The organism is Actinoplanes auranticolor, assembly GCF_018332655.1.
GTDB classification, from domain to species: domain Bacteria; phylum Actinomycetota; class Actinomycetes; order Mycobacteriales; family Micromonosporaceae; genus Actinoplanes; species Actinoplanes auranticolor.
In genome coordinates, this window is the sequence record NZ_BOQL01000041.1 from 33,799 (window position 1) to 55,758 (window position 21,960).

A 21,960-nucleotide genomic window follows, 5' to 3' on the forward strand; every position below is an offset into this window, starting at 1 on the left:
TCAGCGCCGACTGCCGGGACCCGTGCGCCCTCTTCATCTCCCTACACACCCAGAAAGCAGGTCATCGTGGCTAACCCCGAGAAGGATCCCTGGTGGCGGGACGCCGTCATCTACCAGGTGTACCCGCGCAGTTTCGCCGACAGCGACGGCGACGGCATCGGGGACATCGACGGGATCCGCGCTCGCCTGGGCCACCTGTCGGACCTCGGCGTGGACGCGATCTGGATGAGCCCGTGGTACCCGTCCCCGATGGCCGACGCCGGTTACGACGTGGCCGACTTCCGCGACATCGACCCGGTCTTCGGCACGCTGGCCGGCGCCGAGGCGCTGATCACCGAGGCGCACGCCGCCGGCATCCGGATGATCGTCGACATCGTGCCCAACCACATCTCCAGCGAGCACGTGTGGTTCAGAAAGGCGCTGGCCGATCCGGCCGCTCCCGAGCGGGAGCTGTTCTGGTTCCGTCCCGGGCGCGGGCCGGCCGGCGACGAGATGCCCACCGACTGGGTCGGTGAGTTCGGCGGCAGCACCTGGACCCGGACCACGAACCCGGACGGCACCCCCGGCGACTGGTACCTGCACCTGTTCACCCCCGAGCAGCCCGACCTCAACTGGGAGCACCCCACGGTGCGCGCCGAGTTCGAGGACATCCTGCGGTTCTGGTTCGACCGGGGCGTGGACGGCATCCGGATCGACTCGGCCGCCCTGCTCATCAAGGACCGGGACCTGCCGGCCGTGGTCGAGGACCGGCCGCACCCCTTCCACGACCTCGACGAGGTGCACGACGTCTACCGGGCCTGGCGCCGGATCTCGGACAGCTACCCGGACCGGGCGCTGATCGGCGAGGTGTGGATGCCCGAGGTCGAGCGGTTCGCCAACTACCTGCGGCCGGACGAGCTGCACGCGGCGTTCAACTTCGACTTCCTCGGCTGCGCCTGGGAGCCCGTCCTGATGCGCGAGTGCATCGACCGGACTCTCGACGCGCACCGGGCGATCGGTGCCCCGGCGACCTGGGTGCTGTCCAACCACGACGTCACCCGGCACGTCACCCGCTACGGCCGGCAGATGACCACCTTCAGCTTCGAGAACAACCTCGACGGCAGCCCGGTCGACCTGGAGCTCGGCACCCGGCGGGCCCGCGCCGCCGCGCTGCTGTCGCTGTCGCTGCCCGGCGCCACCTACGTCTACCAGGGCGAGGAGCTGGGCCTGTGGGAGAACGAGAACATCCCGGTGGAACAGCTGCAGGACCCGATGTGGGCCCGCCGCGGCCACAGCCGGGACGGCTGCCGGGTGCCGTTGCCGTGGAGCGGTGACGAGCCGCCGTTCGGCTTCTCCACCGCGACGCCGTGGCTACCGCAGCCGCCGGAGTGGAAGGACCGCACGGTCCAGGCCCAGACCGGCGATCCCCGCTCGATGCTGGAGCTCTACCGCGGTGCGATCAAGCTGCGCCGGGCCGAGCCCGGGCTGCACACGGCCGACATGGCCTGGCTGGACGTCGCCCCCGGCGTGCTGGCCTACACCCGGGGACCCGGGTTCGCCTGTGTCCTGAACATGTCCGACGTCGCTGTGGCGCTGCCGGACCACGACCGCTGCCTGCTCACGAGCGGCCCGCTCGACGGTGACCTCCTCCCCCGGGACACCGCCGTCTGGCTGCACCTGCGTACCGGAAGGAAGTAGCACCCCCGGGGGCTTGGCCACCTGATGAAAGGGATCCCCATGGCCAACCGCACCGTCTCCCTGTCCCTCGCGATACTCACCGTCGCCGCTGCCGCCGCGGTGGTGACCTGGTCGGCTTCCCCGGCCACGGCGGCCGGGCTCTCCCCCTTCGGCATCCCCGGCCGCGGCGCCACCGTGCCGTTCACCGAGATCGAGGCGGAGAACGCCACCACCAACGGCACGAGGACCGGCACCAGCCGCTTCTACGGTCAGCTGTCGTCCGAGGCGTCCGGCCGCGAGGCCGTCACCCTGGACGCCGCCGGCGAGTACGTCGAGTTCACCCTGACCAGGCCGGCCAACGCGGTGACGTTCCGCTACAGCATCCCGGACGGCAACAACGGCGCCGGCCGGGACGCGACCATCGACGTCCGGGTCGACAACGCGGTCGTCCGGACCGTGCCGGTGACCTCGAAGTACGGCTGGTTCTACGGCGGTTACCCGTTCAACAACAACCCAGGTGACAGCAACCCGCACCACTTCTACGACGAGGCCCGGACCATGTTCGGGACCACGTACGCGGCCGGCACCAAGGTACGGCTGCAGGTCAGCTCCACCGCCCAGTCGCCCAGCTTCACCATCGACCTGGCCGACTTCGAGAACGTGCCGGACCCGATCGGCAAACCGGCCGGCGCGGTCGACGCCGTGGCGCAGTACGGCGCGGACCCGACCGGTGCCACCGACTCCACCGCGAAGATCCAGGCTGCGGTCAACGCCGGCGGCACCGTCTACCTCCCGCCGGGCAACTACACGCTGCACAGCCACGTCATCGTCGACCGGGTCAGCCTGGTCGGCGCCGGCCCCTGGTACACGGTGCTCGGCGGGCGGCACCCGACCCGGCGCAACCTGGCCGCCGGCATCTACGGCAAGTACAACGGCCAGGGCGGACCCAGCCAGAACGTCACCGTCCGGGACCTGGCGATCATCGGCGACATCCGCGAGCGGGTCGACGACGATCAGGTCAACGCGTTCGGCGGGGCCATGTCGAACTCGACCATCGACAACGTCTGGATGCAGCACACCAAGGTCGGCGCCTGGATGGACGGGCCGATGGACCGGTTCACCATCAAGAACAGCCGGATCCTGGACCAGACCGCCGACGGCGTGAACTTCCACATCGGCGTCACCAACTCCACGGTGACCAACACCTTCGTCCGCAACACCGGCGACGACGGGCTGGCCATGTGGGCCGAGCGGATCCCGAACGTGGGCAACTCCTTCACCCGCAACACCGTGGTCGCCCCGATCCTGGCCAACAACCTGGTCAGCTACGGCGGCCGGGACATCGTGATGACCGACAACGTCGTCTCGGACACGGTGACCAACGGTGGCGGCATCCACGTCGCCAACCGCTACCCCGGCGTCAACGGCGCGACCGGCGTGCAGGGCACCTGGACGCTCGCCCGCAACACCCTGATCCGGGCCGGCAACTCCGACTACAACTGGAACTTCGGGGTCGGGGCGATCTGGTTCTCCGCGCTCAACGAGGCGTTCCAGAACCCGACGATCACCATCACCGACACCGACATCCTGGACAGCTCGTACGCGGCGCTGATGTGGATCGAGGGCCAGACCACCGGCATCCGGCTGAGCAACGTCAACATCCAGGGCGCCGGCACGTACGCCCTGCAGGTGCAGGCGCCCAGCCAGGTGAGCTTCGACAACGTCCGGGCCGGCGGCATCGCCCAGCCCAGTCCGATACACAACTGCGTCGGCTCCGGCTTCCAGATCACCCGTACCGGTACCAACACCGGCTGGTTCACCGACACTCCGGACTGCGGCCCGTGGCCCGCCCCGCAGTGGGGCAACACGACGACGCCCCCGCCGACCATCCCGCCCACCACACCCCCGGCCGCGGGGAACCTCGCGGCGGGCCGGCCGGTCACGGCGACCAGCCAGGCGGACGTCTACGGACCGGCCAACGCGGTCGACGGCAACGCCGGCACCTACTGGGAGAGCCGCAACAACGCCTTCCCGCAGTCGCTGACGGTGGACCTGGGCCAGGCCCGGCCGGTCTCCCGGGTGGTGCTCAAGCTGCCGCCCGCGGCCGCCTGGGCCACCCGGACCCAGACCCTGTCCGTGCTGGGCTCGGCCGACGGCTCGTCCTACAGCACCGTCAAGGCATCCGCCGGCTACCCGTTCAACCCGTCCTCCGGTAACACCGCGACCGTCGCGTTCCCCGCGACCTCGCAGCGCTACCTGCGGCTGACGTTCACCGGCAACACCGGCTGGCCCGCGGGCCAGATCTCCGAGTTCGAGGTCTACACCTCGTAGCGAGCCGGGGAGGGCGGGACCCACCGAGCCCGCCCTCCCCGATCCCCCACCCAAGAAGGGCGCGCTCCCACCATGTCCAGAGTCAGAAAGCTGCTCGCCGCCGCCATAGCCACCACACTGATCCAGCTCGTCCTCCCCGCTTCACCCGCCGCCGCGGCCGGCCCGAACCTGGCCGCCGGCAAGACGTTCACCGCCAGCAGCGTCGCCGACGTATACGGCGCCGGCAACGCGGGCGACGGCAACGCGAACACGTACTGGGAGAGTCAGAACAACGCTTTCCCGCAGTGGCTGCAGGTGGACCTGGGCGCGTCCGTCAGCGTCAACCAGGCCGTCCTCAAGCTGCCGCCGGCCGCCGCCTGGCAGACCCGCACGCAGACCCTCACTGTGCAGGGCAGCACCACCGGCTCGAGCTTCGCCGATCTCAAGGCCGGCGCCGGCTACACGTTCAACCCGGCCTCGGGCAACGCCGTGACCATCGACTTCGGCGCGACCACCGCCCGCTACCTGCGGCTGAGCATCACCGGCAACTCCGGCTGGCCGGCCGGTCAGATCGCCGAGCTCGAGGTGTACGGCCCCACCGCCGGTGACACCCAGGCGCCCTCCGCACCCGGTGGCCTGGCTCTCAGCCAGCCGGCGAGCGGACAGATCCGGCTCACCTGGAACGCGTCGACCGACAACGTGGGCGTGACCGGCTACGAGGTCTACGCCAACGGCACTCTGCGCACCACCGTGGCCGGCAACGTGCTGACCTATCTGGACAGTCAGCCGGACAGCGCCACGGTCGCGTACCACGTGCGGGCCCGCGACGCCGCCGGCAACGCGTCCGGTAACAGCAAGACGGTCACCCGTACCGGGCAGGGCGGGGACAACACCGCGCCGACCACGCCGGGCACGCTGTCGTACACCCAGCCGGCCGCCGGGCAGATCCGGCTCGCCTGGGGCGCCTCCAGCGACAACGTCGGCGTGACCGGCTACAACGTCTACGCCAACGGCACGCTGAAGACGACCGTCACCGGGCTCACCTACACCGACGGTCAGCCCGCCACCGCGACGGTGTCGTACCACGTCAAGGCGCGCGACGCCGCCGGCAACGAGTCGGCGGCGAGCAACACGGTGACGCGTACCGGCACGGTGACCGACGGGACCAACCTGGCGCTGGGCAAGCCGATCGAGGCGTCCTCGTCGATCTTCACCTTCGTGGCCGCCAACGCCAACGACAACGACACCGCCACCTACTGGGAGGGCAGCGCGTACCCGGCGAACCTGACCGTCAAGCTGGGCGCCAACGCCACCACCCGGTCCGTGGTGGTCAAGCTCAACCCCGATTCCGCGTGGGGCGCCCGGCAGCAGACGTTCTCGGTCCAGGGACGCGAGCAGAGTGCCACCGGCTTCACCACACTCGCCGGCTCAGCGACGTACACCTTCAGCCCGGCCACCGGCAACACGGTGACCGTGCCGGTGAGCGCGACCGCCGCGGACATCCGGCTCAGCTTCTCCGCCAACACCGGCGCGCCGAGCGGCCAGGTCGCGGAGTTCCAGGTGATCGGCAACCCGGCACCGAACCCGGACCTCACGGTGACGGGCCTGTCGTCCGCGCCGGCGTCGCCGGTCGAGACCGACACGGTGACGCTGTCGGCCACCGTGCGCAACGCGGGCACCGCGGCCAGCCCGGCCAGCAACGTCAACTTCTACCTGGGTACGGCCAGAGCCGGCACCGCGAACGTGGGCGCCCTCGCGGCCGGAGCCTCCGCCACGGTCACGGCGGCCATCGGCGCGCGCAACGCCGGCACCTACGTGGTCAGCGCCAAGGTCGACGAGGCCAACACGGTCGTCGAGCAGAACGACGCCAACAACTCCTACACCAGCCCCGCCAACCTGGTGGTGGCACCGGTCAGCAGCTCGGACCTGGTCGCCTCCGTGGTGAGCTGGTCGCCGGGCAACCCGTTCGCCGGCCAGGCGGTCACCTTCTCCGTGACCATCAGGAACGAGGGCACCCAGGCCTCGGCGGCCGGCGCGCACGGGGTCACCGTCACCGTGCTGTCCGACTCGGGCGCCACGATCAGGACGCTGACCGGCTCGTACTCGGGCACCCTGGCGGCCGGCGCGTCCTCACCGGCGATCAACCTGGGCACCTGGACCGCCGTCAACGGCAAGTACACCGTGCGGACCGTGCTCGCCGACGACGGCAACGAACTGCCGGTCAAGCGGGCCAACAACACCAGCGAGAAGCCGTTCTTCGTCGGTCGCGGCGCGAACATGCCGTACGACATGTACGAGGCCGAGGACGGCCAGACCGGTGGCGGGGCCACCGTGGTCGGCCCGAACCGTACCGTCGGTGACCTGGCCGGTGAGGCGTCCGGCCGCCGGGCCGTCACGCTGAACTCGACCGGCAGCTACGTGCAGTGGACCACCCGGGCCAGCACCAACACCCTGGTGGCCCGCTTCTCCATCCCGGACAACACCACCAGCTCGATCAACGTCTACGTCAACGGCACCCTCAACAAGAGTCTGCCGCTCACCTCGAAGTACGCGTGGCTCTACGGCAACGAGACGGCGCCGCAGAACTCCGGCACGGGCCCGCGCCACATCTACGACGAGGCGAACATCATGCTGGCCGGCACGGTCGCCGCCGGCAGCGTCATCAAGCTGCAGAAGGACTCCGGCAACGGCGGGAACATCGCCGTCGACTTCATCAACACCGAGCAGGTCGCGCCGGTCGCCAACCCGAACCCGGCGACGTACGTGGTGCCGGCCGGCTTCGACCAGCAGTCGGTGCAGGCGGCGTTCGACGCGGCCCGGATGGACAGCGGCAAGGTCGGCGTCTACCTGCCCGCCGGTGACTACCAGACCTCGAACAAGTTCCAGGTGTACGGCAAGGCGATCCAGGTCGTCGGGGCCGGCCCCTGGTACACGAGGTTCCGCACGCCGGAGAACCAGACGGAGACCGACGCCGGGTTCCGCGCCGAGGCCTCGGCCAACGGCTCCACGTTCTCCAACTTCGCGTTCTTCGGCAACTACACGATCCGCCAGGACGGGCCGGGCAAGGTCTTCGACCTGTCCAACGTCTCGAACATCACGATCGACAACATCTGGGCCGAGCACACGGTCTGCCTCTACTGGGGCGCCAACACCGATCGCATGACGATCAAGAACTCCCGGATCCGCAACCTGTTCGCCGACGGGGTCAACATGACCAACGGCAGCACCGACAACCTGGTCGACAACAACGACGCGCGGGCCACCGGCGACGACAGCTTCGCGCTGTTCTCAGCGATCGACGCCGGCGGCTCCGACGAGATCAACAACGTCTACTCCAACCTTTCCAGCACGCTGACCTGGCGGGCCGCGGGCATCGCGGTCTACGGCGGATACGCCAACACGTTCAAGAACATCTACATCGCCGACACCCTGGTCTACTCGGGCATCACGATCAGCTCGCTGGACTTCGGCTACCCGATGAACGGCTTCGGCGCCAGCCCGCCGACCGTGTTCGACAACATCTCGATCGTCCGGGCCGGCGGCCACTTCTGGGGTTCCCAGGTGTTCCCGGCGATCTGGGTCTTCTCCGCGTCGAAGGTCTTCCAGGGCATCCGGGTGAGCAACGTCGACATCGTCGACCCGACCTACTCGGGCATCATGTTCCAGACCAACTACACGTGCCCGACCTGCCCGCAGAACCCGATCAAGGACACTGTCTTCACCAACGTCTCGATCACCGGGGCGCGGAAGAGCGGTGATGCGTACGACGCCAAGTCGGGCTACGGCATCTGGGCCAACCCGATGCCGGAGGCGGGCCAGGGCCCGGCGGTCGGCTCGGTCACCTTCACCAACCTGCGGCTGAGCAACAATTTCAAGGACATCGAGAACCCGACCAGCACCTTCACCATCATCCGCAACTAGCCACCGCGTGGCCGGGGGCCCGCACCGAAAGCCGGTGCGGGCCCTCACCCGCGTCCGAGACCCGCGAGGCGGACGAAGATCCGGCGCCGGGCCACCGCGCGGCCACGGTTGTCCAGCTGGTAACCGTCCAGCCAGACCCAGCCCGCGTACGTCGGCCGGGCGTCCACCCCCACCACCCGGAACGTGAAGCCGAGCCGCCCGGCGAACTGCACGCTCGCCGCCCGGCCGACGACCACCACGTCGCCGGCACTGACCATCCGCTCGAGAGCCGCCACGTTGTCACCTCCGGTGGGTGACGCCCGGATCAACTCTCTTCCGCCCCGGCCCGCAGCTCAATGGCCTGGACAGATGTGGCACAAAGTTGTCACTCAAAGTGCAGAAACCGGGCTCCGGACGCCGTCGGCCACGTTGTACATCCGGGCCTCGGCCAGGTCGAAGTAGAGCCCGGTGAGCTCCAGCCGGCCCTCGGCGACCGCCCGGCGGACGCTCGGGTACGTCCGCAGGTTCGCCAGTTGCTGCTCCACGTTGGCGGCGATGCACTCGTCCTCGTGGCCGCGGCCGGTGAGATTGATCCCGGCGGACTCCAGCCAGGAGCCCAGCGCCGTGGCCGAGCCCGCCGCGCCTTCCATCATCGCCCGCACCGCGCCGCAGCCCGAGTGCCCGCAGACGGTGATCGCCGCGACGCCGAGCACGTCGACCGCGTACTCGATGCCGGCGCCGACCGAGGAGTCGCCGGTGCCGTACGCCGGCACGATGTTGCCGACGTTGCGCAGGCAGAACAGGTCGCCCGGGCCGCTGGTGGTGATCATGTTGGGCACCACCCGGGAGTCGGCGCAGGTGATGAACAGCTGTTCCGGCCGCTGACCCTCGCGGGCCAGCCCGGCCAGATGCGGGCGGACCAGCGGGGCGACGCTGCGCTCGAACTCGTCGATGCCCGTGGCCATCGCGTCGCGGCGCTGCTCGTTCAGCGAGATCCACTGGGACCACGAGCCGAGGAAGCGGGGCAGCCGGCCGGGCTGGGAGCGGTTCACCCCGAGCCGGCCGGAGGTGGCCCGGTGGAACCAGCTGTCGCGGACCTCCTCGATGTGCACCCGGCCACCGCCGCGCTCGTAGGCGTCCCGCCAGTCCGCGATCGTCTCGAACGCGCCGTGGTCCAGGTAGTCCAGGTGCAGTTCCAGCTCGACGGACTCGCCGGCCGGCACCGCGGCGAGCTCACGCGCCACCCGGCCGGAACCGATGAAGGCCAGGGTGCCGGTGATGACCACGAGCCACCGGCCCGGTGCCGGCGACGAGCGGTGGATCTCGCAGCGGGCCAGCCGGGCCAGCATGAGCAGCACCGCGGTGGCCATGCCCAGGGCCACTCCGGTCAGCAGGTCGGCGAAGACCACCCCGAACGCCGTGACCAGGTACGTCGGCAGCTCCCGGTGCCGCACGTAGGCCTTGATCTGGGCCAGGCTGACCAGCCGGAGGCCGACCACCACAAGCACCCCGGCCAGCGCCGAGAGCGGGATCTGTTCCAGCAGCCCGGCGAAGAGCAGCACGCAGACGGCGATCCAGCAGCCGTGCAACACGGCCGACGCCCGCGTACGGGCGCCGGCGGCGACATTGGTGGAGCTGCGCACGATGACGCCGGTGACGGGCAGCCCGCCCAGCGCACCTGACACGGTGTTGGCGGCGCCCTGGGCCAGCAGCTCGCGGTTGAGGTCGGCCCGCTTGCCGTTGTGCAGCTTGTCCACGGCCACGGCGGACAGCAGCGACTCGACGCTGGCGACCAGGGCGATGGTCAGCACGATGCCGGCGACCTGCAGCGGCGGCGCGTCCGGCCAGCGGGGGAAGGTCAGCTCGGCGAGCGGCTGGTCCGGCAGGTCCACCCGGGCGATGTCCAGACCGGCCAGCGACGCGGTGGCGGTGGCCACGGCGACCGCGATCAGGGCGCCGGGCAACAGCGAGATCTTCACGAAGCGGGGCCAGATCAGCAGGATCGCGATGGTCAGCACGCCGATGCCGATCGAGACGCCGTGGTTGCCGGCGATCTGGGCCGGCAGGTCCCGCAGGTTCTGCCAGGCCGAGCTCTGCGGGTCACCGCCGAGCACCACGTGCACCTGGCTGAGCGCGATGACGACGCCGATCCCGGCGAGCATGCCGTGCACCACGGCGGGCGACAGCGCGAGGGCGGCCCGGCCCAGCCGGGACACACCGAGCCCGATCTGGACCAGGCCGGCCAGGGCCACCACCGCTGTCGTGCCGGCCCAGCCCAGTTCGGCCACGGCCCCCGCGACGATCACGGTCAGTCCGGCGGCCGGCCCACTGACCTGCAACGGAGAGCCGCTGAGGGCGCCCGCGACGATGCCGCCGACCACGGCGGCGACCAGGCCGGCGAGCAACGGGGCCCCGGAGGCGGCGGCGATCCCGAGCGACAGCGGGATGGCGATGAGGAAAACGACGATGGAGGCGGGTACGTCGTGTCGCAGCAACGTGCGCATCGGCGGAATGACCCTTCCCAGATCTCAGCGAATAAGCTCGCAATTGGGGTATTTCGGGCCACCCTAGCGACGGTGCATGAACACGCCGTTACAGATCCGCATGCTGGACATACTCTCAGTCACTTCTCAGCGAGATCGCCGGGCGCGGACGCGGACGATCGGCGCCGCCGCCCGCACGAGCAGGGCCATCCGCCGGGGATACGAGACGACCGCCGGCCGGGTCCGCACGCAGCGCATGAGCACCTCGACCGCGCGGTCGACCGTGATCATCATCGGCTTCACCGGGCCCAGGGCCATCTTGGTGTCGACGTAGCCGAACCGCACCGTGCTCACCGCCACCCCGCGGGGCCGCAGGGTCGCCCCCAGCGCGATCAGGTACGACGACATGCCGGCTTTCGAGGCCGCGTAGCCCGGGGCCTGCGGCGTGATGAGCGCGTCGGCCAGGCTCGACAGGCCGACCAGGTGCCCGCCACCGGCAGTCAGCATGTGCGGCACCACCACCTCGGCCGTGCGCGCCAGGCCGAGCAGGTTGACCTCGATGGCCCGGGTCTGGGCCGCGAGATCGGCCAGGTCGAGCAGGTCACCGACGCCGGCGGCGTAGACGCACAGGTCGACGCGGCCGGCGGCGGCGAGCGCCCGGGACAGCGCCTGCGGGTAGGCCGGGTCGGTGACGTCGGCCGCCACGTGCACGTACCGCTCGTGTTCGACCGTGGCTGGCCGCCGGGACAGCCCGGTGACCGCCCAGCCCTCGCTGAGCAGCCGCCGGGTCAGCGCCAGCCCGATGCCGTCCGTGTTGCCGATGATGGTCGCGTGTCGCACGGCCCGGGAGCCTACGCGCCGGCGGCGGTCAGCGGCTGTCCGAGTCCCCCGCCGTGATCGCCGCGCGGCCCGCTTCCAGCCGGGCGACCGGCACCCGGAACGGCGAACAGGAGACGTAGTCCAGGCCCACCTCGTGGAAGAAGTGCACCGACTCCGGGTCACCGCCGTGCTCGCCGCAGACGCCCAGCTTGAGATCGGGGCGCACCGCCCGGCCCTCCTCGGCCGCGATCCGGATCAGCCGGCCGACGCCGTCGCGGTCGATCGACTCGAACGGTGAGATGCCGAAGATGCCCAGCTCCAGGTAGCGCCAGAAGAACGCGCCCTCGACGTCGTCGCGGGAGAATCCCCAGCCCATCTGGGTGAGGTCGTTGGTGCCGAAGGAGAAGAAGTCGGCGGCCTCGGCGATCTGGCCGGCCGTCAGCGCGGCCCGCGGCACCTCGATCATCGTGCCGATCAGCACCTGCACGCCACTGTCGGCGACCACCTCGGCGACGATCTGCTCGCACTCCCGGCGGACCGTCTCCAGCTCCTGCACCGCGCCGACCAGCGGCACCATGATCTCCGGGTGCGGGTCCAGGCCCTCGCCGGCCAGCTGCACCGCGGCCTCGGTGATCGCCCGGACCTGCATCGCGAACAACCCGGGGATGACCAGACCCAGACGTACGCCGCGCAGGCCGAGCATCGGGTTCTGCTCGTGCATACGGCGGACGGCATCGAGCAGCTCGGCGTCCTCGGCGTGGTCCTCGCCGCGTTCCCGGGCCACCGCCACGTTGACCGCGAGCTCCTCCAGCGAGGGCAGGAACTCGTGCAGCGGTGGGTCGATCAGCCGTACGGTCACCGGCAGACCGTCCATGGCCCGGAACAGGTCCACGAAGTCCGCCCGCTGCAACGGCAGCAACGCGGCCAGCGCGTCCGCCCGTTCGCTCGGCGTGGCCGCCAGGATGAGGCGTTCGACCAGCTCGCGGCGGTCGCCGAGGAACATGTGCTCGGTCCGGCACAGGCCGATGCCCTCGGCGCCGAAGCGCCGGGCCCGGGCCGCGTCGTCGGCGGTGTCGGCGTTGGTGCGCACGACCAGCTGCCGCGTGGCGTCGGCGTGCGACACGATCTGGTGTACGGCCTCGACCAGCGGATCCTCGGTTTCCTGCGGGGTCAGCGTGCCCTCGAAGTACTGCACGACCTCGGACGGGCGCACCGGCACCGAGCCGAGGTAGACGGAGCCCGTGGTGCCGTCCACCGAGATCACGTCCCCCTCGGCGACCGTCCGGCCGGCCACCGTGAAGCGGTCGGCCGCGATCTCCAGCGAGTCGGCGCCGCAGACGCAGGTGCGGCCCATGCCGCGGGCCACCACCGCCGCGTGGCTGGTCTTGCCGCCGCGGGCGGTGAGGATGCCCTGGGCGGCGATCATGCCGGACAGATCCTCCGGGTTCGTCTCCCGGCGTACCAGGATGACCTGCTCGCCGGCCGCGGCCAGCTCGACGGCCCGTGCCGCGCTGAAGACGGCCTTACCGACCGCCGCGCCCGGCGACGCGCCGATGCCCTTGGTCAGCGCGACCGGCCCGGACTCCAGGTCGAAGCGTGGGAACATCAGCTGGGCCAGCTGCGCTCCGGAGACCCGGCGCAGCGCCTCGTCCCGGTCGATCATGCCCTCGTTGACCAGCTGGGCGGCGATCCGGAAGGCGGCGCCGGCGGTGCGCTTGCCGACCCGGGTCTGCAGCATCCACAGCTTGCCGCGCTCGATGGTGAACTCGATGTCGCACAGGTCCCGGTAGTGGCCCTCCAGCTTGGCCATGATCCCCAACAGCTCCTCGTACGAGTGCGGGTCGAGGGTGGCCAGCTCCTGCAGCGGCACGGTGTTGCGGATGCCGGCCACGACGTCCTCACCCTGGGCGTTCGCCAGGTAGTCGCCGTAGATCCCCTGGGCGCCGCTGGCCGGGTCACGGGTGAACGCCACGCCGGTGCCGGAGTCGGCGCCGAGGTTGCCGAAGACCATCGCGACCACGTTCACGGCCGTGCCCAGATCGGCCGGAATGCGTTCCTGGCGGCGGTAGAGAACGGCCCGCTCGGCATTCCAGGAACGGAAGACGGCGGCCATCGCCAATTCCATCTGCTCGCGCGGATCCTGCGGGAAGTCGTAGCCGGTGTGCTTGGCGAAAATGTATTTGTAACGGTCCACCAGGGCCCGCAGATCAGCGGCGTCCAGATGCAGGTCATCGGTCGCGCCGCGGTTGTTCTTGGCTTCGTCCAGGGCGGCGGAGAATTCCTCGCCGGGTACCTCGCAGACGGTTTTGCCGAACATCTGGATGAGCCGGCGGTACGAATCCCAGGCGAACCGGTCGTTGCCGCCGGACTGCGCCGCGAGCCCCACCACGCTGGCGTCGTTGAGCCCGACGTTGAGCACCGTCTCCATCATGCCGGGCATCGAGAAGGCCGCCCCGGAACGCACCGAGACCAGCAACGGATCGGCCGGGTCGCCGAGCCGCCGGCCCATCGTGGACTCCAGCGCGGCGAGATGGGTATCGATCTCTTCGGCCAGCCCGGCGGGGTTGCTGCCGGTCGCCAGGTAGGCCTGGCAGGCCCGGGTGGTGATCGTGAATCCGGCCGGCACCGGCAGGCCCAGGCGGGTCATCTCGGCCAGGTTGGCGCCCTTGCCACCGAGCAGCTCCTTGAGCCCCCGATGACCTTCCGAAAAATCGTAGACGTACTTCTCGCCGGCCATTGTCACGACTGCCTCCCCTGAGGTGATGCGTCATCGCACGCCTGCGCTCGAACGTTCGTTAATGGTGTCCGGAGAGTAGGGGGCGCGCCACCGGCCGCCAAAGCACCGGTGAGTAATTGCACAAGCGCAAGCGCGGTCGGGCTCAATGAACCGGTTTTTCACGCAGCCGCGCGCACGTTCGCGCACGCCCGCCGGGCGCCCGTGCACCGGGGTGTCAGGATCGTCATGCTTGGTTCGCGGCGGAAATGGGCACGTCACAGGTTCGGTACATGAGCTGGCAAGGCTCCGGGCAACGGACGAGGGCATAGGCGGTCTCAGGCATGACGGAGTCACTCAGGGTCTCGGAGGACGACGGCGCGAAGGAGGCGGACAGCAGCATCGGCACCGAGCTCACCCTCGGCGTCGAAGAGGAGTTGCACGTCGTCGATCTCAGGACCAGGGAGCTCGTGCCCCGCGCACCGGAGGTGCTCGACCAGCTCGACGAGGCGCACTTCTCGGCGGAGCTGCACCGCTCGGTGGTGGAGACGAACACCCCGGTGGCGGCCACGCTGGACGACCTGCGTACGGGCATCGTGTCGCTGCGCCGCCGGGCCATCGGCGTCGCCGAGTCGCTCGGGCTCGGGCTGGTCGCCGCGGGCACGGTCCCGCTGGTCGACCTCGACTCCCTGCCGGTCACCCCGACCTCGCGGTACCGCCGGATGCTCGACGAGTACCAGATGCTGGCCCGCGAGCAGCTCATCTGCGGCGCCCAGGTGCACGTCGGCATCCCCGACCGCGACGAGGCCGTGTCGATCGCCCAGCGGGTCGCCCCGGCGCTGCCCGTGCTGCTCGGACTCTCCGCCAGCTCCCCGTACTGGATGGGCGAGGACAGCGGCTACGCCAGCGTCCGCTCGCTGGTCTGGCTGCGCTGGCCGACCGCCGGCGACAGCGGCGAGGTGACCTCGGCCGCCGACCACGACGCGCTGGTCGCCGACCTGATCGCCTCGGGCACGATCACCGACCCGAAGATGGTCTACTTCGACGTCCGGCCCTCGGCCCACCTGCCCACCGTGGAGCTGCGGGTCACCGACTCCAGCCCCGACGCGGACACGGTGGTGCTGCTGGCCGGCCTGTTCCGGGGGCTCGTGCTGCGGGCCCGGCAGGACTACCGCGCGGGCCAGCCCCTCGTGGCGATCCGCCCGCCGCTGCACCGCGCCGCCATGTGGCGCGCCGCCCGCTCGGGCCTGGAGGGCGACCTGCTCGACCTGCCGCGCTCGCCCGTGCCGGTGCCCGCCGCGGTCGCCGTCGAGCGGCTCATCGCGGAACTGCGGCCGCAGCTGGAGGAGCTCGGCGACTGGGAGCAGGTCTTCGACCTGTCCGTGCAGGCGCTCAGCCGGGGCAGCTCGGCGGCCCGCCAGCGCCGCGCGATGACCCGCCGCGGTCGCATCTCCGACGTGGTCGACCTGGTCATCGCCGACACCCGGGGCGGCGCGACCGGCATCGGCCCGGGCGGCCAGACCGTCCCGGCCGGGCTCACCCCGTACGCGGCGGCCGGGGACGAGGCGTTCCCAGATGGCGACGTCATGCCGGACTACCAGGGGATCGTCAACGTGCTCAGCGCGCTCGGCCCCGCCGGGCTGCGCCGCCGCGAGGACGTCAGGGACGACGAGCAGCGGGCCCGGGGGATCACCTTCAGCGTGGCGGGCGAGGCCGCGACCCGGCTCTTCCCGTTCGACCTCGTGCCCCGCCTGGTGCCCGCGGCCGACTGGCGGGAGCTGCGGACGGGCCTGGTCCAGCGGGTCCGCGCGCTGGACGCCTTCGTCAACGACGTCTACACCGACCGGGTCGTGGTCAAGGACGGCGTGGTGCCGGAGTGGGTCATCGACGGCTCCCCGGAGCTGCGCCCCAGCGGCGCCCTGGTCAGCCGGCCGGGCGTCCGGGCCCAGGTGGCCGGCGTGGACCTGGTCCGCGACGGCGCGGGCAACTGGTGCGTGCTGGAGGACAACCTGCGGGTGCCCTCCGGCATCGGGTACGCGATGCAGAACCGCCGGCTCACCGAGAGTGTGCTGCCGGAGCTGCCCCGCCCCGACGACCTGCTCGGCATCGAGGAGACCCCGCGGTTGCTGCTGCGGGCGCTGCTCGACGCGGCCGGCCCGGCGGCGGGCGACGACCCGGCGGTGGTGGTGCTCAGCCAGGGCCCCGACGACTCGGCCTGGTTCGAGCACCGGATGCTCGCCGAGGAGATGGGCGTCCCGCTGGTCCGCAGCACCGAGCTGCTGGTCGACGAGGGCCGGGTGCACCGGGTCCGCAACGGCCGCAAGTATCCGGTCGACGTGATCTACCTACGGATGGGCGAGGACAGCCTGGTGCACTCGCCGGGCGCGGACGGCATGCCGCTGGGACCGAGCCTGGTCACCGCCCTGCACGCGGACACCGTCGTGCTGGCCAACGCGCTGGGCAACGGCATCGGCGACGACAAGGCCGTGTACGCGTACGTGCCCAGGCTGATCGAGTACTACCTGGGCGAGAAGCCGCTGCTGGCGGACGTGCCGACGTACCTGTGCGGCATCCCGGAGCAGCGTGAGCAGGTGCTCGGCCGGCTGGAGGAGCTGGTCTGCAAGCCGGTCGACGGCTACGGCGGCGACCGGATCGTGATCGGCCCGCACGCCTCCCCCAGCGACATCGCCGCGGTCCGCCGGCAGATCCGCACCGCGCCGCACCGCTGGGTGGCCCAGGAGGTCGTCGACCTGTCCACCCACCCGGTCTTCGACGGCCACCAGCTCGCCCCGCGCCACGTCGACCTGCGGGCCTTCGTCTTCACCGGCAGCGAGTCGGTGGTCGCGCCGACCGCGCTGACCCGGGTCGCACCGGCCGGCAGCATGATCGTCAATTCCTCGCGCGGCGGCGGCTCCAAGGACACCTGGCTGTTCGGGTGAACCGGCTCGGGTAAAGAGCGTTACGGCTGCGATACACAACCGAAACGGGAGCAGCACACCCTGGTGAATCTTGGGTGCGCCTCCTACTGCCCCAAGGAGGTTCAGGCCATGTGTGGAATCGGCGGCGAACTGCGGTACGACGCCCAGGCAGCGGACGGCGACGCCGTCCGGCGGATGATGCCGTGCCTGCAGTCCCGCGGGCCCGACGGCGAAGGTCTCTGGCAGCGCGGCCCGATCGCGTTCGGCCACCGCCGGCTCAAGATCATCGACCTCTCCGAGGCCGGCTCCCAGCCGATGACCGACTCCCAGCTCGGCCTGACCCTGGTCTTCAACGGCTGCATCTACAACTACCAGCAGCTGCGCGACGAGCTGCGCGGCTACGGCTACACCTTCACCTCCACCTCCGACACCGAGGTGATCATCAAGGCGTACCACCGCTGGGGCGCCGACTGCGTGCAGCACTTCCTCGGCATGTTCGCCTTCGCCATCGCCGAGCACGCCACCGGCCGGGTCATGCTGGCCCGGGACCGGCTCGGCATCAAGCCGATGTACCTGGCCGAGACCCCCGGCCGGCTGCGCTTCGCGTCCACCCTGCCGGCCCTGCTGGCCGCCGGCGACGTCGACACCTCGATCGACAAGGTGGCCCTGCAGCACTACATGACCTTCCACTCGGTCGTGCCGGCGCCGCGCACGATGGTCAGCGGCATCCGCAAGCTGCCCCCGGCCACGGTCCGGATCATCGAGGCGGACGGCACGTCGGTCGAGCGGGTCTACTGGGAGGCCGACCACACCCGCACCCTGATCAAGTCGCCGGCCGAGTGGGCCGAGGCGATCCACGAGTCGCTGCGCACCGCCGTCGAGCGCCGGATGGTCGCCGACGTGCCGGTCGGCGTGCTGCTCTCCGGCGGGCTCGACTCCAGCTACATCGTGGCGCTGCTGGCCGAGCAGGGCCAGCGCGGGCTGACCACCTTCAGCATCGGCTTCGAGTCGGCGGCCGGCGAGAGCGGCGACGAGTTCGCGTACTCCGACATCATCGCCAAGCAGTTCGACACCACCCACCACCAGATCCGGATCGGCAAGGACCGGTTCCTGCCCGCGGTGGCGCGCACGGTCGCGGCGATGAGCGAGCCCATGGTCAGCCACGACTGCATCGCCTTCAACCTGCTCAGCGAGGACGTCTCGCAGCACGTCAAGGTCGTGCAGTCGGGGCAGGGCGCGGACGAGATCCTGGCCGGCTACAGCTGGTACCCGCCGCTGGCGGACGTGCCGCGCGGGCAGGCCGTGGACGCGTACGCCCGGGAGTTCTTCGACCGGCCGTACGCCGAGCTGGCCCGCCAGCTCTCCCCGGAGTGGCTGCTGGACACCGACGTCAGCCGCGAGTTCGTCGCGGCGAGCTTCGCCCGGCCCGGCGCCACCGAGAGTGTGGACGCCGCGTTGCGGCTGGACTCCCAGGTCATGCTGGTCGACGATCCGGTCAAGCGGGTCGACAACATGACCATGGCGTGGGGGCTGGAGGCGCGCGTGCCGTTCCTCGACCACGAGCTGGTCGAGCTGGCCGCCGCCTGCCCGCCGGAGCTCAAGCTGGCGCAGGGCGGCAAGGGCGTGCTCAAGGACGCGGCCCGCGGCGTGGTGCCGGACGAGGTGATCGACCGCACCAAGGGCTACTTCCCGGTTCCCGGGATCCGGCACCTGGAAGGGCCGATGCTGGAGCTGGTCCGCGACGCGCTGCACGCACCGGCGGCCCGGGCGCGCGGGCTGTTCCGGCAGGAGTACGTTGACGCGCTACTGGCCGACCCGAACACTGCTCGTACGACGCTCGGGGCGAACCAGTTGTGGCAGCTGGCGCTGCTCGAGATGTGGTTGCAGGACAAGGGGATCTAGCAAACGAGGGAGGACCCGTATGACCGGTCAGCTGAACCGCGTCGACGTCACCGTGCTGCCCGTGGGGTGGCTGAATCGGCAGTCGGGAACCCTTCCTTCGGAAGTCTCCGGCAGCTGGTCGGGGGCGCTCTCGCCCGACGGCCGGCACGCGGCGTACGTCTCCGACCGCAGCGGTTCTCCCAAGGTGTGGGTGCAGCCCGTCGGCAGCGAGCTGACGTTCCTCGTGGACACCGGCGAGCACCCCGTCGTCTCGGTGCAGTGGTCGACCGGCGGCGGGTGGCTCGCCTGCCTGATCGCCCCCGGCGGCGCGCCGCGCACCGAGGTGTGGCTGGTCCGCCCGGACGGCTCGGCGCTGCACCAGGTGGCCGGCTTCGGTGCCGACAGCGCGGACAACGTGCGCTGGCTGCCGGGGCGCCCGCTGCTCGCCGTGACCGAGAACCTGGAGACCACCCTGCTGGTGGACGCCGAGCACGGCACCCGCGAGGTCATCACCACCGGCGAGCTGGTGTCGCTGTTCGACGTCTCCCCCGACCGCAGCCGGGCGCTGCTGCGCCACGGCCCGCGCAGCGGCCGCTACATCGTGGTGCGCGACCTGGCGACCGGTGTCGAGGAGTACGTGACCAGCGGCGAGCAGGCCTGCTTCGGCCCGGACGGCGCGGTGTACGCCCGCAGTGACGCCGGCGAGCTGCCGGTGCTGATCCGGGTCGCCGACGGCAAGGCCGAGATCCTCGCGTCCTCCGAGCACGACGAGGTCGAGTCGTTCGCGCTGACCGCGGACGGCCGGGCGGTCGCGGTGCTCTGGAACGTCCGCGGCGGCGAGTCCGAGCTGACCGTGCTGCGCGGCGGTGACACCACGAAGGTCGAGCTGCCCGGGACGGTGGCCTCCGGCGTGTCCTGGTGCTTCGACGGCAGCACCCTGGCGTTCACCGCCGAGGGGCCGGGGCAGCCGCACGGCGTGTGGACGTACGACGGCGACCTGCATCCGGTCTCGGTCGAGGAGCCGGCGCGGGACGCGGTCCGGCCGGTGCTGCACCGCTTCGCCTCGCACGACGGCCTGGAGATCAGCGGCTGGCTGTTCCGGCCGGCCGGGGCGGGCCCGCACCCGACGGTGCTGTGGCTGCACGGCGGTCCGGAGGCGCAGGAGCGGCCGGGTCACGGCCCGCTGTTCCAGTCGCTGGTGGACCGCGGCATCGCGGTCTTCGCGCCCAACGTGCGCGGCTCCTCGGGCTTCGGCCGCAGCTTCGTCAACGCGGACAACGGCGCCCTGCGCTACGCCGCGATCGGCGACGTGGCGGCCTGCGTGGGCTATCTGGTCGAGCAGGGCGTGGCGGACCCGGCGCGGGTCGGCTGCATGGGCCGCTCGTACGGCGGCTACCTGACGCTGGCCGCGCTGACGACGTACCCGTCGATGTTCGCCGTGGGCATCGACGTGTGCGGCATGTCGAACTTCGCGACGTTCTACGAGCACACCGAGCCGTGGATCGCCGCGGCCGCGGTGTCGAAGTACGGCGACCCGGTGGCCGACGCGGAACTGCTGCGCGACCTGTCGCCGATCACCCGCATCGACAAGTTGACGACGCCGCTGATGGTCGTGCACGGCGAGAACGACAGCAACGTCCCGGTGATCGAGGCGGAGCAGGTGGTGGCCGCCCTGGCCGCACGTGGAGTCCCGCACAAGTACCTGCTCTTCCCCGGCGAGGGTCACGAGCTGCAGCACCGGTCCTCCCGCGCGGAGTATCTGCGGGAGACGGTGGGCTGGCTCACCGCCCATCTCACGCCGGCCCCGGCGCTGTTCGGCTGAGGCCGCAGAACCACCCGGTCGAGTGGCGTGACGGGTCCCACGTCCCATTTGTGACCCGGATCGTTGTCGTGCCCCCGTCTCCGGAGAAAAGGTGGGGGCACGCGATCGGATGGAGTTGTTGTCATGCTGGGCGGTGCCCGGGCCTGGGCGGTGTGGGCCGTGGGGCTGTCGGCCTACGTGGTCGCGGTTCTGCACCGCACGTCCCTCGGCGTCGCCGGGCTCGACGCGCAGGTCCGTTTCGACATCGGCGCCGGCACCCTGGCCTCGTTCGCCGTCCTGCAGCTGCTGGTCTACGCCGGCCTCCAAGTGCCCGTGGGGGTGCTGCTCGACCGGTTGGGCTCGTTACGGCTGGTGGTCGGCGGTGCCGTCATCATGGCGGCCGGCCAGGCGCTGATGGCGTTCTCCGACGGGATCACCGGGGCCGTCATCGCCCGGGTGCTGGTCGGGGCGGGCGACGCGATGACCTTCATCAGCGTGCTGCGCCTGGTGCCCCAGTGGTTCCCCGGCCGGCGGGTGCCCGTGGTGACCCAGCTGACCGGGCTCGTCGGGCAGCTGGGGCAGGTGCTCAGCGCTGTACCGCTGGCCGCGCTGCTGGCCGGTCCGGGATGGACCACCGCGTTCATCTCGGCGGCCGCCGCCGGCATCTTCGTGGCGGTCGTCGCGCTGGTCGCGCTGCACGACTCCCCGCAGCGCCGGGTCAATTCGGGTGACGCGCTCACGTTGCGTCAGCTCGGCGACGACCTGGCGAGCGCCTGGCGGCATCCGGGCACCCGGCTCGGGTTGTGGACCCACTTCACCACCCAGTTCCCCGGCACGGTGTTCGCGCTGATCTGGGGCTATCCCTTCCTGGTGGCCGGGGAGGGGTTGTCGCGGGGCACGGCGAGCCTGCTGCTCACCCTGTTCGTGCTGACCGGCATGGCCGCCGGTCCGGTGGTCGGTGTGCTGGTGCAGCGGCATCCGCTGCGCCGCTCGTGGCTGGTGCTCGGGGTGATCGCGGTCAACGCGCTGGGCTGGGGACTGATCATCGCCTGGCCGGGCCGGGCGCCGCTGGCCGTGCTGGTGGTGCTGGTGCTCGCGCTCGGCCTGGGCGGGCCCGGCTCGATGATCGGGTTCGAGTTCGCCCGCACGTTCAACCCGCCGAACAGGCTCGGCACCGCCACCGGCATCGTCAACGTGGGCGGCTTCGTCGCCTCGCTGGTGTCGATCCTGCTCGTCGGCCTCATCCTGGACACGCGCACCGGCGGACAGGCCACGTACGACATCGTGGACTTCAAGGTCGCGATGTCGGTGCAGTACGCGATCGGCGCGATCGGCCTGATCGGTATCCTGCGCACCCGCAAGCTGGCCAGACGGCGCCTCTCCGAGGAGCAAGGGCTGATCATCCGGCCGCTGCGGGAAGTGCTCGCCGAGAAGGGGTGGTTTAGCGGCGAGCGCATCGGTAAACATTGACGTTTTGCC

11 protein-coding genes are annotated in these 21,960 nt (G+C 71.1%); 7 read left to right on the forward strand and 4 right to left on the reverse strand.

The genetic code is table 11. The features are described 5' to 3' along the window. Positions 1-66: 66 nt before the first annotated feature. The 3 genes from Aau02nite_RS25055 (at position 67) to Aau02nite_RS25065 (ending at position 7,887) form a co-directional block, all read left to right on the forward strand. The gene (locus Aau02nite_RS25055; RefSeq protein WP_212991013.1) at positions 67-1,677 is read left to right on the forward strand and encodes a glycoside hydrolase family 13 protein; all 1,611 of its coding nucleotides are present in this window, start codon (positions 67-69) and stop codon (positions 1,675-1,677) included. A gap of 39 nt (positions 1,678-1,716) precedes the next feature. After that, positions 1,717-3,987, forward strand: coding sequence for a discoidin domain-containing protein (locus Aau02nite_RS25060; protein ID WP_212991014.1), 2,271 nt, complete (start codon positions 1,717-1,719; stop codon positions 3,985-3,987). A gap of 72 nt (positions 3,988-4,059) precedes the next feature. Further along, entirely contained in the window at positions 4,060-7,887 is a 3,828-nt protein-coding gene (locus Aau02nite_RS25065) for a discoidin domain-containing protein (RefSeq protein WP_212991015.1), read from the forward strand. Positions 7,888-7,931: 44 nt separating this feature from the next. Here the strand turns inward: Aau02nite_RS25065 and Aau02nite_RS25070 are convergent, their stop codons facing one another. The 4 genes from Aau02nite_RS25070 to ppdK all read right to left on the reverse strand — a co-directional run bounded on the left by Aau02nite_RS25070 (position 7,932) and on the right by ppdK (position 13,905). Further along, positions 7,932-8,144, reverse strand: a complete 213-nt coding sequence (locus Aau02nite_RS25070) for a hypothetical protein (RefSeq protein ID WP_212991036.1) — start codon at positions 8,142-8,144, stop codon at positions 7,932-7,934. 111 nt (positions 8,145-8,255) lie between these two features. Then, positions 8,256-10,370, reverse strand: coding sequence for a bifunctional SulP family inorganic anion transporter/carbonic anhydrase (locus Aau02nite_RS25075; RefSeq protein WP_212991016.1), 2,115 nt, complete (start codon positions 10,368-10,370; stop codon positions 8,256-8,258). Positions 10,371-10,496: 126 nt separating this feature from the next. Beyond that, on the reverse strand, positions 10,497-11,189 hold the full coding sequence (locus tag Aau02nite_RS25080; RefSeq protein WP_212991017.1) for an SDR family NAD(P)-dependent oxidoreductase: 693 nt from the start codon (positions 11,187-11,189) through the stop codon (positions 10,497-10,499). A gap of 28 nt (positions 11,190-11,217) precedes the next feature. Then, positions 11,218-13,905: a pyruvate, phosphate dikinase gene (ppdK, locus tag Aau02nite_RS25085; RefSeq protein WP_212991037.1), complete on the reverse strand. Its 2,688-nt coding sequence runs from the start codon at positions 13,903-13,905 to the stop codon at positions 11,218-11,220. Between the two features lie 320 nt (positions 13,906-14,225). On the opposite strand from ppdK, the gene Aau02nite_RS25090 reads away from it, so the two are divergent. From Aau02nite_RS25090 to Aau02nite_RS25105, 4 genes are all read left to right on the forward strand, one after another. Then, the gene (locus Aau02nite_RS25090) at positions 14,226-16,820 is read left to right on the forward strand and encodes a carboxylate--amine ligase/circularly permuted type 2 ATP-grasp protein (protein WP_212991018.1); all 2,595 of its coding nucleotides are present in this window, start codon (positions 14,226-14,228) and stop codon (positions 16,818-16,820) included. 108 nt (positions 16,821-16,928) lie between these two features. Further along, complete coding sequence (locus Aau02nite_RS25095; protein WP_212991019.1) at positions 16,929-18,701, forward strand: N-acetylglutaminylglutamine amidotransferase; 1,773 nt, start codon at positions 16,929-16,931, stop codon at positions 18,699-18,701. A gap of 19 nt (positions 18,702-18,720) precedes the next feature. Beyond that, a complete protein-coding gene (locus tag Aau02nite_RS25100; protein ID WP_212991020.1) occupies positions 18,721-20,502 on the forward strand; it encodes a S9 family peptidase in 1,782 nt (593 codons plus the stop codon). Positions 20,503-20,625: 123 nt separating this feature from the next. Then, positions 20,626-21,951 carry an MFS transporter gene (locus Aau02nite_RS25105; RefSeq protein WP_212991021.1) on the forward strand — a complete coding sequence of 442 codons (1,326 nt, stop codon included), beginning with the start codon at positions 20,626-20,628 and terminating at the stop codon, positions 21,949-21,951. Positions 21,952-21,960: the final 9 nt, after the last annotated feature.

Bases quoted from the DNA above. Each gene is read 5' to 3' on its own strand.
- Aau02nite_RS25060 (WP_212991014.1), top strand. From the start codon at position 1,717: ATGGCCAACCGCACCGTCTCCCTGTCCCTCGCGATACTCACCGTCGCC.
- Aau02nite_RS25065 (WP_212991015.1), top strand. From the start codon at position 4,060: ATGTCCAGAGTCAGAAAGCTGCTCGCCGCCGCCATAGCCACCACACTG.
- Aau02nite_RS25070 (WP_212991036.1), bottom strand. From the start codon at position 8,144: ATGGTCAGTGCCGGCGACGTGGTGGTCGTCGGCCGGGCGGCGAGCGTG.
- Aau02nite_RS25075 (WP_212991016.1), bottom strand. From the start codon at position 10,370: ATGCGCACGTTGCTGCGACACGACGTACCCGCCTCCATCGTCGTTTTC.
- ppdK (WP_212991037.1), bottom strand. From the start codon at position 13,905: ATGGCCGGCGAGAAGTACGTCTACGATTTTTCGGAAGGTCATCGGGGG.
- Aau02nite_RS25090 (WP_212991018.1), top strand. From the start codon at position 14,226: ATGACGGAGTCACTCAGGGTCTCGGAGGACGACGGCGCGAAGGAGGCG.
- Aau02nite_RS25095 (WP_212991019.1), top strand. From the start codon at position 16,929: ATGTGTGGAATCGGCGGCGAACTGCGGTACGACGCCCAGGCAGCGGAC.
- Aau02nite_RS25100 (WP_212991020.1), top strand. From the start codon at position 18,721: ATGACCGGTCAGCTGAACCGCGTCGACGTCACCGTGCTGCCCGTGGGG.
- Aau02nite_RS25105 (WP_212991021.1), top strand. From the start codon at position 20,626: ATGCTGGGCGGTGCCCGGGCCTGGGCGGTGTGGGCCGTGGGGCTGTCG.